This window comes from Tenacibaculum pelagium (genome assembly GCF_014062345.1).
GTDB lineage: Bacteria > Bacteroidota > Bacteroidia > Flavobacteriales > Flavobacteriaceae > Polaribacter > Polaribacter pelagius.
This window is the reverse complement of sequence record NZ_JACGLS010000001.1, coordinates 662,543-675,985: the sequence shown is the minus strand read 5'-3', so window position 1 is coordinate 675,985 and position 13,443 is coordinate 662,543. Positions and strand designations below refer to the sequence as shown.

Below are 13,443 nucleotides of genomic sequence, written 5' to 3'. Positions count from 1 at the left end.
TAGAAAATACGCGAGGATTTTCGTAAGTAGACTAGAACTAGCAATAAATTATATACGGTGTTCTACGCAGTTTTTATTCAGATTGTTTAACGTTAAATTCAATATTCCAATTTTTTACATACTCTTTTAAACTTCCTAATCCAACTTCAGCTCTTCTTTTGTCTACTGTTTCAGGTTTTTCTAATTCATACAATTCCCATTTTTTAGTTTCACTATTTTGAGAAATTTGTGAGCCATAAATTTGAGGCTTTCCATCTATCATTAAAATTCTATCTTCCATTAAAGCAATGTTGCTTTTATTTAAATCTCCGTTTTCAGCTGATTTTTTTAGTAAAGGAAAATACTTTTTTCGATTTGTATTGTCAGCGTGTTGAAAAACTAACCAAATTGCACTCATCTGTTTTTTAGAAATTTCTTTTAGTGTTGGCATTCCACACTTTTCAATTAAGCTAACAACTTTAACTAAATTTTGTTTGTCAACTTTATGGTCAATATCGGTGTGATTACCACTTGTTCTCATATTTTGGTCAAGTGAATAAGTTTCTTCTAAAATTTCAGCTATTTTTTTACAATCAATATCAATTATTTCGATTGGTGGTTCATAATTATATGCTTGTCGTAATTTCACTAAAAATTCTTTGTCCTTTTTAGTAGCTTTTCTCAAAACCATTTCTTTAACAATTCCATTTTTGTCGACATATCTATCAGATGTCCAATTTTCTTGATTAGGAATTTTTTGAATAGAATCTAAAGTTAATATTTCTCCATTTTCATTTTTATAATTAATTTTTTCAAAATCGAGAATTTCTTTATTCCTGGCTCTATCAATTAATTCAATTTCTGTCAATTTTGTTAATCCGTTTGGAACATATTTTTTTTCGTTATTGCAAGAAATCAGAAATATGATAAGTAAGCTAAAAGTATAATTTTTAAAATTCATTTTGTTGGTTTTGTCAAATTGCGTAGAACTGGTTATATGTAAATAAAACATACTGTTATCCGGATTTAAAAAAGCGGATAATAGTATATGTATGTTGCCTTTAGAAAAAGAAATGTGTAATCAGAATTTAATCTAACGAGCTCAAATTAATATATAATACTGTGAGTTTTAGCAATCTTTTTCCTCACTCAAATATAGTGAAATCAATAAATTATTAGACAGAAAGTTTTTAATAAGTTATGCACAGATTTTGCTAATTTCGCCATTCAAAATTAACATGTATGATTACTGTAGATCAATTAACGGTTGAGTTTAGTGGAAAAACCTTATTTAAAGATGTTTCGTTTGTAATAAACGAAAATGATAAAATAGCTTTAATGGGTAAGAATGGAGCAGGAAAATCTACTATGATGAAAATTATAGCAGGCGTTTCTAAGGCTACTAAAGGTGGTGTTCGAAGTCCGAAAGATACAGTAATTGCCTATTTACCACAGCATTTATTAATGGAAGATAATTGCACGGTAAAAGAAGAAGCATCGAAGGCTTTTGAAGCTGTTTTTTCTATGAAAGAAGAAATGGATGCTTTAAACAAACAGCTTGAAACCCGTACCGATTACGAATCGGATGAGTACATGAAAATTATCGAACGTGTTTCTGATTTAGGAGAAAGTTATTACGCTTTAGAAGAAGTAAATTATGAAGCTGAGGTAGAAAAAGCATTAAAAGGTTTAGGTTTTAAACAAGATGATTTCGATCGGTTAACTTCTGAGTTTAGTGGAGGGTGGCGTATGCGTATAGAATTGGCTAAAATTTTATTACAAAAACCAGATTTAATTTTATTAGATGAGCCTACCAACCATGTAGATATCGAGTCGGTTATTTGGTTAGAAAATTTCTTGTTAAACAAAGCGAAGGCAGTAGTCGTAATTTCGCACGATAAAGCATTTATCGATAATATTACCAATAGAACTATTGAGGTTACTATGGGAACGATTCACGATTATAAAGCAAATTATTCTCATTATTTAGAATTGCGTAAAGAGCGTCGTTCGCATCAAATAAAAGCCTATCAAGAGCAGCAAAAAACTATTGCTGATATTAAGAGTTTTATCGAACGTTTTAAAGGAACGTATTCAAAAACAAATCAAGTAGCATCGCGTGAGCGAATGTTAGAAAAGATTGTTCCTATTGAAATTGATGAGGTAGATACTTCTTCATTAAAATTGCGTTTTCCTCCATCGCCAAGATCTGGGGATTATCCTGTAAAAGTAGATGGGTTAACAAAAAAGTATGGAGATTTAACGGTGTTTAAAGATGCTAGTTTTTCAATTGCTCGTGGAGAAAAAGTATCGTTTGTTGGTCGTAACGGAGAAGGGAAATCAACCATGATTAAAGCAATTATGGGAGAAATTAATTTTGAAGGCGAATGCGGATTAGGACACAATGCTAAAGTGGGATATTTTGCACAGAATCAAGCATCGTTATTAGATCCTGAGTTAACAGTGTTTCAAACAGTAGATGAGGTTGCAGAAGGAGATATTCGTACTCAGATAAAAAATATCTTAGGTCGTTTTATGTTTGCTGGCGATGATATTGATAAAAAAGTAAAAGTACTTTCAGGTGGAGAAAGAACACGTTTAGCGATGGTTAAGTTGTTATTAGAACCTGTTAATGTGTTGATTTTAGATGAGCCTACAAATCATTTAGATTTACGATCGAAAGATGTTATTAAAGAAGCCTTAATGCATTTTGATGGAACCTTAATCTTGGTGTCTCACGATCGTGATTTCTTACAAGGTTTATCGCAAAAAGTATTTGAGTTTAAAGACAAACGTGTAATCGAACATTTTGAGACGATTGATGCATTTTTAGAGCGTAATAATATCAATGCTTTAAAAGAGATCGATTTATAGTTTAACTAGCTCCACAGCATTTTTTATATTTAAGTCCACTATTACATAAGCAAGGATCGTTTCTAGAAATATCTATTTTCTTAAGATGTAGATTCATGTCATCCATATCTTGTTTAAATATTTTTTCTAGTAATTCATATAATTCAGGATGCTTTCTAGCTAATAGTTTTGGGCGTTCAAAAAAGTACTCGCTTGCAACCGAAAAGAATTCTGCTTTATTAGTGCCACCATACGGGTTAATATCTGAGGTTTTATCGTAGATGTCTTCAATTTTTTGATTTATTAAATCTATCCAAGGTATGGTGTATTGTTTTTCTAATAAAACGTGTGGTATTCCATCAATATTACCATCTAACTTATCTATCAAATGTACAAATTCATGTATGGCAGTATTCTTTTTATCAGACTCGTTACTAAAACCAAGATGTAAGGCAGGCTTAGAAAGCACCATTTTATTATCTAGATAACCATTGCCAACCATTCCTAATATTCTACGATTATCTCCCTCAGTTTCAAAATGCTGATTAAACATATCAGGATATAAAATAATCTCTTTAATATTTGGGTATTTCCAATTAGGGAAATTAAAAATTGGGATAACCGCACTTGAAGCAATTAAAAGTTTATCGGTAATATCTACTGAAGTTTTAACGCCAACAATATCACAGTTTAATAAGAACTCTTGAATTTTATATTCAAATAAGTTTTTCTCTTTGTTTGATAAGGCATTGTAAAAAGCGACTTTTTGTATTAAAATGTTTTTCCATTTTTTAGGAAAATCAATAGAAGGAACGATCCATGAAGAAGATGATTTAGTTTTAGAACTATTAGTTAGAAAAAAAAGAAGAGAAATAATAGTTATAATAAGTATAAAAGAGAATATCATTTAATTAGCAATTTATTTTAATACGAATATAAAAAAGCAATCATAAAAAAAAACTCGCCAAATGACGAGTTTTATTTTATATAAACGAAATAGTAATTTTTAATTACTTGCTAGTATCAGCTTTATCTACAACAATTCGGTTTTCACGATTTGCGATTTCCCAAGCAGTATGAAAAACTAAACGCGCTCTGTTTTCTAACATTTCGTAGTTAATCTTATCAGGTGTATCGGTTGGTCGGTGATAATCTGCATGTGTACCATTAAAATAAAAGATAATAGGAATGTTGTGCTTTGCAAAATTATAGTGGTCAGAACGATAGTAAAAACGATTTGGGTCGTTTTCGTCGTTGTATTTATAATCTAAATCGATGTTTGTATATTTTTCATTCATCGCTTCTGAAACATTATGTAATTCAGTACTTAATTTATCAGCTCCAATTAAATATACATAATTAGGGTTTCCTTTATGGCGATCATCAACTCGACCTACCATATCGATATTTAGGTTTGTAACCGTATTTGCTAATGGAAAAATAGGATTTTCGGTGTAGTATTTAGATCCTAATAAACCTTTTTCTTCACCAGTAACGTGTAAAAATAAAACGGAACGTTTAGGTCCTTTACCTGCATCGGCAGCTTTTTTAAATGCTTCAGCAATTTCTAATATCGCAACAGTACCAGAACCGTCATCGTCGGCTCCATTATAAATTTCTCCGTTTTTAACGCCTTCGTGATCTAAGTGAGCAGAAATTACTATTATCTCATCTGGTTTTTCTGATCCTTTAATAAACGCAACTACGTTTTCAGAATCTTTTAAAGTCATTCCACGACGGTTGTTACTTAGGTAAGCAGATGGCACTTCTTGAAAATAATCATCTCCACCTAAAGGAGATGCTATTCCTTGATCGATATAAAAATTTTTTAAGTATTTAACAGCTTTCTTTTGTCCAGGTTCACCAGTGTTACGACCTTCAAACTCATCTGAGGCGTAAACAAACAAGTGCTTCCCTAAATCTTTAGCGGTAATGGTCTTCGCAAATTTTTCAGAATAATCTACATTCGAATCATTATCGGTGCTTGTTGTTTCTTTGCTCGATCCACAAGCTACAAGTACCGCAGCACTTGCCATGTATAATAATTTTTTCATCAATATTTAGTTAAGGTTTTGGTTTGATTGATTCTCAAAAATAACAATTTGTTACAGAGGCTCAAATTTAATTTTTCTTTATTATGAATTGTTCTAATGTTTTGTTAAAACTTATAAGCTCTTTTGGGAACAATTTTTCAAAGGCATTTTGATTGATAAGCTCTTTAGAAGTACCGCTATGAATCTCTTTTTCAGTTAGTAAAATAAATTCATCTGCCAATTGAATAGCAAGGTTAATTTCGTGAGTTGAAATAATAATTGTTTTTCCTGTTTTTTCTACAAGTTTTTTTAACAGAGAAAATACTTTAAAAGTATGATGAATATCAAGATGTGCAGTAGGTTCATCAAGAATTATAATTTCGGTATCCTGAGCTAAAGCACGGGCAATTAAAACACGTTGTAATTGCCCATCACTTAATTCATAAAAACGTTTGTCTTTTAAATGAGTTATTTCGGTTTCTTCAATTGCCCAAAGTATTTTTTTTAAATCATTTGGCGATAATTTATCAATCCAATTAGTGTACGGTTGACGCCCTAAAGCAATCAATTCGAAAACGGTTAATTGACTTAATGGTAGGCGTTCGGTAAGTACCAAGCTTAAAGAAGTTGATAATTCTTGATTCGTATAGGTTGAAAGCTCTTTTTGATTAATTTTTATGCTTCCTTCTAAAGGTTTTTGAACTTTAGAAAGCGTACGTAATAAAGTAGATTTTCCAATTCCGTTTTTACCTAACAGCGCAATAAACTTTCCTTTTTCAACAGACAAGTTGATGCTGGAAGCAATAATAGTTTGTTGCTTTTTTGTTTGATAACCTATGGATAGATTTTCAGTTTTTAATACGATATGTTTTTCTGATTTGCTCAAAATTAAACGTAAATTTTCTTTTTTCTTATTAATAACCAAATTACTACTGGAGCTCCAAATAAAGAAGTTATCGCATTAATAGGTAAAGTAAATTCGCTCGTTGGTAATTGAGCGATACTATCACAGATTAATAAAACGATAGCTCCAATTAATGCTGTCGCAGGAATTAATATTTTATGATTTGATGTTGAGAACAACATTTTAGCAATATGTGGTATTGCTAGTCCAACAAAAGCAATCGGACCTGAAAAAGCTGTAATAACTCCAGTTAGCAAACTTGTGATTAAGAGAATTATGTTTCTACTTTTTTTAATGTTAATTCCAAGGCTTTTGGCATAGTTTTCACCTAGTAAAAAACTATTTAAAGGTTTTATAACTGCAAAAGTACTTAGTATTCCTATGATATATATTATTGCAAATACCGATAGTTCAGTCCAAGTTAAGTTACCTAAACTACCAAAGCTCCAAAACATATACTGTTGAATTTGTTCAGCTTCACTAAAATAAGCAAGTACAGATATTACGGCAGATGTTAAAGATCCAAACATCAATCCTATAATTAAAATCGACATGGTGTTTCTAACTCTATTTGCTGCGATAATTACAGCGGATAAAACTAAAAAAGCGCCAATACTGGCTGCAATTGCTAATGCCCAATTTGAAAATCCTGCCAATAGAAAAGCACCGCCAAAAACACTAGAACCAAGAATAAGTAAAGCAACACCTAAACTAGCACCAGAAGAAATTCCAAGTACAAAAGGGCCAGCAAGTGGATTGCGAAATAAAGTTTGCATTAATAATCCGCAGATAGATAAGCCAGAACCTACCATAATTGCTGTAATTGCTTTTGGTAAACGAAAATTTACAATAATGGTTTGCCAACTATCTTTTGAAGCAATACCTCCAGTTAAGCTTTTAAAAATATCTTTAAAGGGAATAGAAACAGAGCCTAAACTAATATTTAAAAATAAAAAGACAATCAGTAGCACTGAAAGTATAAGAAAGTGTTTAGTATATTTATTTGAAGAATTCAATTAGCTTAAAGATTTTAAAAATTCTACTAATTGTTGAATTGCTAACCCTCGGTGACTAATTGCATTTTTTTCTTCTGATGTCATTTCTGCAAACGACTTTGTATAACCTTCTGGTTGAAAAACAGGATCGTATCCAAAACCTTTTTCACCTTGTTTTTTGTTTAGAATTTCACCTTTACAAATCCCATCAAATAAAAACTGATTGCTATTTAAATTTAAGCAAACCGAAGTTCTAAATTGAGCTTTTCTATTTTCTTTATCTTGTAATTCAGTCAATAGTTTTTGCATATTATTTTCTGCATTGGCAGGTTCACCTGCATAGCGAGCTGAATATACACCAGGAGCTCCTTGCAAACTTTCAACTTCCAAGCCAGTATCATCAGCAAAACAATTGTAACCGAATTTTTGGGTAATATGATTTGCTTTAATTTTAGCATTTCCTTCTAAAGTACTGGCAGTTTCTTCAATATCATCAAAACAGTTAATATCTTTTAAGGAAAGTAATTCTATAGAATTGGGAAGCATTTTTTGTACTTCTGCAAGTTTGTTTAGGTTGTTAGTTGCAAAAACGAGTTTCATGTTGCTAAATTAATCAATTTAAAGTGAGAAAATATAATACTAAAAGTAGTTGCGCTACTCATGATGGTAAGGCTCATTACGTAAAATAGTATACCCTCTATAAATTTGCTCAACAATAAATAAGCGAATCATTTGATGAGAAAATGTCATTTTAGATAATGATATTTTTCCTTGCGATTTTTTATACACTGCATCAGAAAAACCATAGGGTCCACCAATAACTAAAACTAATTGCTTTAAACCAGAATTCATTTTCTTTTGAAGATATTGAGAAAACTCAATAGAAGTGAAATGCTTTCCTTTGTCATCTAACAAAACTAATTGATCGGTATTTTGAAGTTTGCTTAAAATCAATTCACCTTCTTTTTCTTTTTGCTGAGATTCGCTAAGATTTTTAACATTCTTGATATCTGGAATTATTTCTAATTCAAATTTTATATAATGTTTTAGCCTTTTTTGATAGTTGTCGATTAACTGAATTAAATTTTTATCATCAGTTTTACCAATAGCAAGTAGTTTTATCTTCATATTGCAAAATTAAGAATTCATAATTCATAATTGATTAGTATTTTAGCATATATAATTTTAGTGAACAAATGATTTCAAAAGAACAATTTAATAAAGAGTTAGATTTAATAATAACAAATGCAATTCGTGAAGATATAGGGGATGGTGATCATACATCATTATCATGTATTCCTAACGATGCTACGGGAAAGGCAAAATTATTAGTAAAGGATGAAGGAATTATTGCTGGTGTAGAATTTGCTAAAATGGTTTTTAATTATGTTGACGCCGATTTAGAAGTTGAAACATTAATTAACGACGGAGATGAAGTGAAGTATGGAGATATCGTTTTTTATGTTTCTGGTAAATCACAATCTATTTTAATGGCTGAACGTTTGGTGTTAAATGCAATGCAACGTATGAGTGCTATTGCTACCAAAACTAAGTTTTTCGCCAACTTATTAGACGGAACTAAAACCAAAGTATTAGATACTCGTAAAACTACTCCAGGTATTAGAGCTTTAGAAAAATGGGCAGTTAAAATTGGAGGAGGTGAGAATCACCGATTCGCTTTATACGATATGGTAATGATAAAAGACAATCATATCGATTTTGCAGGAGGAATTACTCCAGCAATAGCAAAAACCAAAAACTATTTAGCTGAAAAAGGGTTAGATATTAAGATTATAGTAGAAGCTCGTAGCCTAGAAGAGATTGAAGAGATTTTGAAAAACGAAGGCGTGTATAGAATTTTAATAGACAACTTTAATTACGAAAATACTCGTAAAGCAGTAGCTTTAATTGGAGATAAATGTTTAACAGAATCTTCGGGAGGAATTAACGAAAAAACAATTCGAGAGTATGCTGAATGTGGTGTAGATTTTATTTCATCAGGAGCCTTAACACATTCGGTGTATAATTTAGATTTAAGTTTAAAAGCAGTAGATTAATTTAATATTAGTAAAATGAAAAAACATATAATCATCGTTGCTACTTTAGTATTGGCTTTGTCATGTAAAACAAAAGAAGTGAAAAAAGAGAGTACATCAGATATGGCAAATAATCCTTTATTAATTGAAAGTACATTAGATTACGGAGCGCCAGATTTTACTAAAATAAAGAATGAGCACTTTATGCCAGCTATTTTAGAGGGAATGAAAGTGCAAAATGAAGCCATTCAGAAAATAGTTGATAATACAGAAGCACCAACATTTGAAAACACCATTATTGCTTTAGAAGAAAGTAGTAAAACTTTAGATAATGTTACGGCTGTTTTTTACGGATTAGCAGGAGCACATACAAACGATACTATCAAGGAAATTCAAAAAGAATTAGCGCCAAAATTTTCTAAGCATAGCGATGATATTTTGTTAAATACAGAGCTGTTTAATAGAATAAAAACGGTTTATAATAATTTAGAGAGTTTAAATTTAGATGCTGAATCAAAACATTTAGTTAACGAGTATTATAAAAACTTTGTAAAAGCTGGGGCTAACTTATCAGAAGATAAAAAAGAAAAGTTAAAAGAAATCAATTCTGAAATAGCGAGTTTGTCAAACGATTTTGGTAAAAAGTTGTTAGACGCGAGTAAAAAAGGTGGAGTTGTGGTTTTGGATAAAGAAAAACTGAAGGGATTTTCAGAAGATAAGATTAAATCAATAGAGAAAGATGGTTCTTATGAAATCCAACTAATAAATACAACCCAACAACCATCATTACAGTCATTAGAAAATAGAGAGCTACGTAAAGAATTATTTAATAAATCTGTTTGTAGAACAGAAGGAGGTGAGTTTGATACAACAGATCTGGTTAAGAAAATGGTAACCTTAAGAGCTAAAAAAGCTCAAATTTTAGGGTTTGATAACTATGCTAGTTGGAGTTTACAAGGAACCATGGCAAATACACCAGATAAGGTATTTGAAATGTTTAACGGATTAATTCCAGGTTCATTAGAAAAAGCAGCTTCAGAAGTAAAAGAAATTCAAGCAGAGATAGGCAAAAATGGAGGAGATTTTAAATTAGCTCCATATGACTGGAATCATTATGCTGAAAAAGTACGTAAGTCTAAATATAACTTAAACGAAGAAGAGGTAAAGCCGTATTTTGAAGTAACCAATGTATTAGAAAAAGGAGTGTTTTATGCAGCAACGAAATTGTATGGAATTACTTTTAAAAAGCGTACAGATATTCCAACATACCATCCAGATGTGGTCGTGTATGAGGTTTTTGAAGAAGACGGAAGTCCGTTAGGATTATATTACGGAGATTTTTTTGCTAGAGATAGTAAAAGAGGAGGAGCATGGATGAGTGCTTTTGTAAAACAATCGAAATTGCGTAATCAAAAGCCAGTTATTTACAATGTATGTAACTCGCCAAAACCAGCCGAAGGAGAACCTGCATTAATTAGTTTTGATGAGGTAGAAACGATGTTTCATGAGTTTGGACATGCTTTACACGGTTTGTTCGGAAATCAAAAATATGCTTCAATTTCAGGTACTAGTACTTCAAGAGATTTTGTAGAGTTTCCATCGCAGTTTAACGAAAACTGGGCTACGCATCCTGAGGTTTTAAATAATTATGCTTTGCATTATAAAACAGGAGAAGTAATTCCAGATTCTTTGTTGAAGAAAATTAAAGATGCAGGAACTTTTAATCAAGGGTATTCAATGATAGAAAACTTGTGTTCATCTAGTTTAGATATGATATGGCACACAATTTCTGCAGATGATAAAATTGAAGATGTGGCTAAGTTTGAAGAAGATGCTTTAAAGCAAATGAAATTGAATGTTGATGAGGTACCACCAAGATATCGTTCTACATACTTTGCACATATTTTTAGTGGAGGTTATGCAGCTGGATATTATTCGTATTTATGGACAGAAATGTTAAGTCACGATGCATACGATTGGTTTAAAAATAATGGATTGTTAACACGTGAGAACGGGCAAAAATTCCGTGAACAGGTTTTATCAAAAGGAAATACTATGGATTATGCAGAAATGTATAAAACCTTTGCAGGAAGAGATCCAAAAGCAGCTCCTATGTTAAAAGCACGTGGATTAAAGTAGTTTTTGTTGTAAAAAAAAGCTGAGGTACAAAGTTCTTAAAGTTAGGACTTTGTACCTTTGTTTTTTAACATTGTATGTAAAAAGAAATGACCAAACGAATAGAAAGCAAACTAGATAAAATACCAATACTAAATTTATTGGTAGCCTTCGGAAAGAAAATTAAGATTCCAGGGCTAGAAGGAATGTCTTTATACGATGTGCTAGAAATGTACATAATTGGTATTGTAAAAGGCGCTTTAACTACAAGAGCTGGTGGAATTGCATTCAGTTTCTTCATGGCAATTTTTCCGTTTATGCTGTTTATTTTATCGTTGATTCCTTACATACCTATTGAAGGATTTCAAGATAATTTGTTTGGATTAATTCAAGAAATGTTACCTCCTAAAACCTTTAATGCAGTTGATGGTGTTTTAAAAGATATTATTAACAATCAGTATGGAGGCCTACTGTCTTTTGGTTTTTTAGCCTCTATTTTTTTAATGACAAATGGTGTGAATGCTATTTTCGGTGGATTCGAATATTCGTATCATGTAAAAGAAATGAGAAATGTTTTTAGAGCTTATATTGTTTCTTTAGGGGTTTCGTTATTAATGTCTTTTTTCTTGATAGTAACAGTGGTGTTAATCATTTTTTATCAAGTAGCCTTAGGAAGAATAGACAAAGCAGGTTGGCTAGATACTGCTGATTTAGACTTGTTTTATTGGGGTAGAGGACTGTTGTTTTTACTCATGATTTTTACTATTGTATCACTTTTATTCCGTTTCGGAACAAAACAAGGAAAGGAAGTACGATTCTTTTCACCAGGAGCAATATTAACCACTATATCATCTTTATTTACTTTTTATCTTTTTGGTATTTATATAGAAAAATTTGCAACATATAATCAGTTATACGGTTCTATTGGTACTTTGTTAATATTAATGCTATTTGTTTGGTTAAATGCAATTATACTATTGTTAGGCTTCGAATTAAACGCATCTATTTATCGATTAAAACGAAGAAATAAAACTTCATAATCTATTTTTTAATTCAGATATTTGCGCTCTCAATGCATTTATTTGCTTGTATAATAATAAACATCATTTTTATAATTCATAAGTAACTATGAAAGTAGGAATTCCAAAAGGAACAAGAGATTTTTCGTCAGAAACAGTAGCCAAACGAAACTATATTTTTAATATAATTAAACATTCGTTTGAAAACTTCGGGTTTCAACCTATCGAAACTCCAAGTTTTGAAAACTCTTCTACTTTAATGGGAAAGTATGGAGAAGAAGGGGATCGTTTGATTTTTAAGATTTTAAATTCTGGAGATTATTTAAAGAAAGTAGATGATAATTTATTGACAGAAAAGAACAGTCAAAAATTAATTTCTAAAATCTCTGAAAAAGCATTGCGCTACGATTTAACAGTGCCATTTGCACGTTACGTTGTACAACACCAAAACGATATTACTTTTCCATTTAAACGTTACCAAATTCAACCAGTTTGGAGAGCAGATCGCCCGCAAAAAGGTCGTTTTAGAGAATTTTACCAGTGCGATGCTGATGTTGTAGGAAGTAAATCCTTATTACAAGAAGTAGAATTTGTACAATTATACGATACTGTTTTTAGTAAGTTAGGTTTAAATGGTACGACTATCAAAATCAACAATCGTAAAATATTATCTGGTATTGCTGAGGTAATCGGAGCGTCAGATAAATTAATCGATTTTACAGTAGCCTTAGATAAGTTAGATAAGATTAGTAAAGAAGGTGTTGTTAAAGAGATGCTTGAGAAAGGAATTTCTGAAGAAGCAATTAAAAAGGTAGATCCTTTATTTAATTTTTCTGGATCTAACCAAGATAAGTTAAGTTCTTTAAAAGAAATGTTAAGCGCTTCTGAAGAAGGTTTACAAGGAGTAGAAGATTTACGCACGGTTGTAAATATGATTGAAGAAGTAGGATTGTCGTCTGCTTCATTAGAATTAGATGTAACCTTAGCTCGTGGATTAAATTATTATACAGGTGCAATTTATGAAGTAGCTGCACCTGAAGGTGTAAAAATGGGTTCTATCGGAGGTGGAGGTCGTTACGATGATTTAACAGGGATTTTTGGATTGAAAGATGTTAGTGGAGTTGGAATTTCTTTTGGTTTAGATCGTATTTATTTAGTAATGGAAGAGTTAGGTTTATTTGAAACTGTTCAATTACCAAAACCAAAAGTATTATTCTTAAACTTTAATGAAGAAGAGAATATATTAAAGATAAAAGCAATTAAAAGTTTAAGAGAAAACAATATAAAATCAGAATTATATCCTGATACCGCTGCAAGTAACAAACAACAAAAAAAGCAGTGGAAATACGTTACCAACAGAGCAATAGAATTTGTAGTAACTGATGTTGATAATGGTGCGTTTGTTTTAAAAAATATGAATAATGGAGAACAAACTACTTGTTCTTTAGACGAATTGATAAATAAAGTACAGTAAATTAACAGCAATGTTGTAAATTTGCGCCCTAATAA

12 protein-coding genes are annotated in these 13,443 nt (G+C 31.0%); 5 read left to right on the top strand and 7 right to left on the bottom strand.

The window, feature by feature from the left end:
* Window positions 1–73 precede the first annotated feature (73 nt).
* Window positions 74–940, bottom strand: a complete 867-nt coding sequence (locus tag H3Z83_RS03190; protein WP_182124028.1) for a DUF6624 domain-containing protein — start codon at window positions 938–940, stop codon at window positions 74–76.
* 281 nt (window positions 941–1,221) lie between these two features.
* On the opposite strand from H3Z83_RS03190, the gene H3Z83_RS03185 reads away from it, so the two are divergent.
* Entirely contained in the window at window positions 1,222–2,853 is a 1,632-nt protein-coding gene (locus H3Z83_RS03185) for an ABC-F family ATP-binding cassette domain-containing protein (protein WP_182124027.1), read from the top strand.
* Window position 2,854: 1 nt separating this feature from the next.
* On the opposite strand, the gene H3Z83_RS03180 is transcribed toward H3Z83_RS03185, so the two are convergent.
* The 6 genes from H3Z83_RS03180 to rlmH all read right to left on the bottom strand — a co-directional run bounded on the left by H3Z83_RS03180 (window position 2,855) and on the right by rlmH (window position 7,892).
* A complete protein-coding gene (locus H3Z83_RS03180) occupies window positions 2,855–3,739 on the bottom strand; it encodes a zinc-dependent peptidase (RefSeq protein ID WP_182124026.1) in 885 nt (294 codons plus the stop codon).
* Window positions 3,740–3,842: 103 nt separating this feature from the next.
* Complete coding sequence (locus tag H3Z83_RS03175; RefSeq protein WP_182124025.1) at window positions 3,843–4,886, bottom strand: M28 family metallopeptidase; 1,044 nt, start codon at window positions 4,884–4,886, stop codon at window positions 3,843–3,845.
* A 67-nt stretch (window positions 4,887–4,953) separates the two neighbouring features.
* Entirely contained in the window at window positions 4,954–5,751 is a 798-nt protein-coding gene (locus H3Z83_RS03170; protein WP_182124024.1) for an ABC transporter ATP-binding protein, read from the bottom strand.
* Window positions 5,752–5,753: 2 nt separating this feature from the next.
* The gene (locus H3Z83_RS03165; protein WP_182124023.1) at window positions 5,754–6,785 is read right to left on the bottom strand and encodes a FecCD family ABC transporter permease; all 1,032 of its coding nucleotides are present in this window, start codon (window positions 6,783–6,785) and stop codon (window positions 5,754–5,756) included.
* A complete protein-coding gene (locus H3Z83_RS03160) occupies window positions 6,786–7,364 on the bottom strand; it encodes a non-canonical purine NTP diphosphatase (protein WP_182124022.1) in 579 nt (192 codons plus the stop codon).
* Between the two features lie 54 nt (window positions 7,365–7,418).
* Window positions 7,419–7,892, bottom strand: a complete 474-nt coding sequence (gene rlmH, locus H3Z83_RS03155) for a 23S rRNA (pseudouridine(1915)-N(3))-methyltransferase RlmH (RefSeq protein WP_182124021.1) — start codon at window positions 7,890–7,892, stop codon at window positions 7,419–7,421.
* A gap of 68 nt (window positions 7,893–7,960) precedes the next feature.
* Here rlmH and nadC point away from each other — a divergent pair, with 68 nt between their 5' ends.
* The 4 genes from nadC (at window position 7,961) to hisS (ending at window position 13,408) form a co-directional block, all read left to right on the top strand.
* Window positions 7,961–8,821 (top strand): carboxylating nicotinate-nucleotide diphosphorylase, encoded by an 861-nt coding sequence (nadC, locus tag H3Z83_RS03150; protein WP_182124020.1) that lies wholly within the window; start codon window positions 7,961–7,963, stop codon window positions 8,819–8,821.
* A 15-nt stretch (window positions 8,822–8,836) separates the two neighbouring features.
* Window positions 8,837–10,939, top strand: coding sequence for a M3 family metallopeptidase (locus tag H3Z83_RS03145; protein WP_182124019.1), 2,103 nt, complete (start codon window positions 8,837–8,839; stop codon window positions 10,937–10,939).
* 86 nt (window positions 10,940–11,025) lie between these two features.
* Window positions 11,026–11,955, top strand: a complete 930-nt coding sequence (locus tag H3Z83_RS03140) for a YihY/virulence factor BrkB family protein (protein WP_182124018.1) — start codon at window positions 11,026–11,028, stop codon at window positions 11,953–11,955.
* 88 nt (window positions 11,956–12,043) lie between these two features.
* Window positions 12,044–13,408 carry a histidine--tRNA ligase gene (hisS, locus tag H3Z83_RS03135; protein WP_182124017.1) on the top strand — a complete coding sequence of 455 codons (1,365 nt, stop codon included), beginning with the start codon at window positions 12,044–12,046 and terminating at the stop codon, window positions 13,406–13,408.
* Window positions 13,409–13,443 lie beyond the last annotated feature (35 nt).

Excerpts from the sequence above, each read along its gene's own strand:
- H3Z83_RS03140 (WP_182124018.1), top strand. The coding sequence starts at position 11,026 with ATGACCAAACGAATAGAAAGCAAACTAGATAAAATACCAATACTAAAT.
- H3Z83_RS03190 (WP_182124028.1), bottom strand. The coding sequence starts at position 940 with ATGAATTTTAAAAATTATACTTTTAGCTTACTTATCATATTTCTGATT.
- nadC (WP_182124020.1), top strand. The coding sequence starts at position 7,961 with ATGATTTCAAAAGAACAATTTAATAAAGAGTTAGATTTAATAATAACA.
- hisS (WP_182124017.1), top strand. The coding sequence starts at position 12,044 with ATGAAAGTAGGAATTCCAAAAGGAACAAGAGATTTTTCGTCAGAAACA.
- H3Z83_RS03180 (WP_182124026.1), bottom strand. The coding sequence starts at position 3,739 with ATGATATTCTCTTTTATACTTATTATAACTATTATTTCTCTTCTTTTT.
- H3Z83_RS03145 (WP_182124019.1), top strand. The coding sequence starts at position 8,837 with ATGAAAAAACATATAATCATCGTTGCTACTTTAGTATTGGCTTTGTCA.
- H3Z83_RS03160 (WP_182124022.1), bottom strand. The coding sequence starts at position 7,364 with ATGAAACTCGTTTTTGCAACTAACAACCTAAACAAACTTGCAGAAGTA.
- H3Z83_RS03175 (WP_182124025.1), bottom strand. The coding sequence starts at position 4,886 with ATGAAAAAATTATTATACATGGCAAGTGCTGCGGTACTTGTAGCTTGT.
- rlmH (WP_182124021.1), bottom strand. The coding sequence starts at position 7,892 with ATGAAGATAAAACTACTTGCTATTGGTAAAACTGATGATAAAAATTTA.
- H3Z83_RS03185 (WP_182124027.1), top strand. The coding sequence starts at position 1,222 with ATGATTACTGTAGATCAATTAACGGTTGAGTTTAGTGGAAAAACCTTA.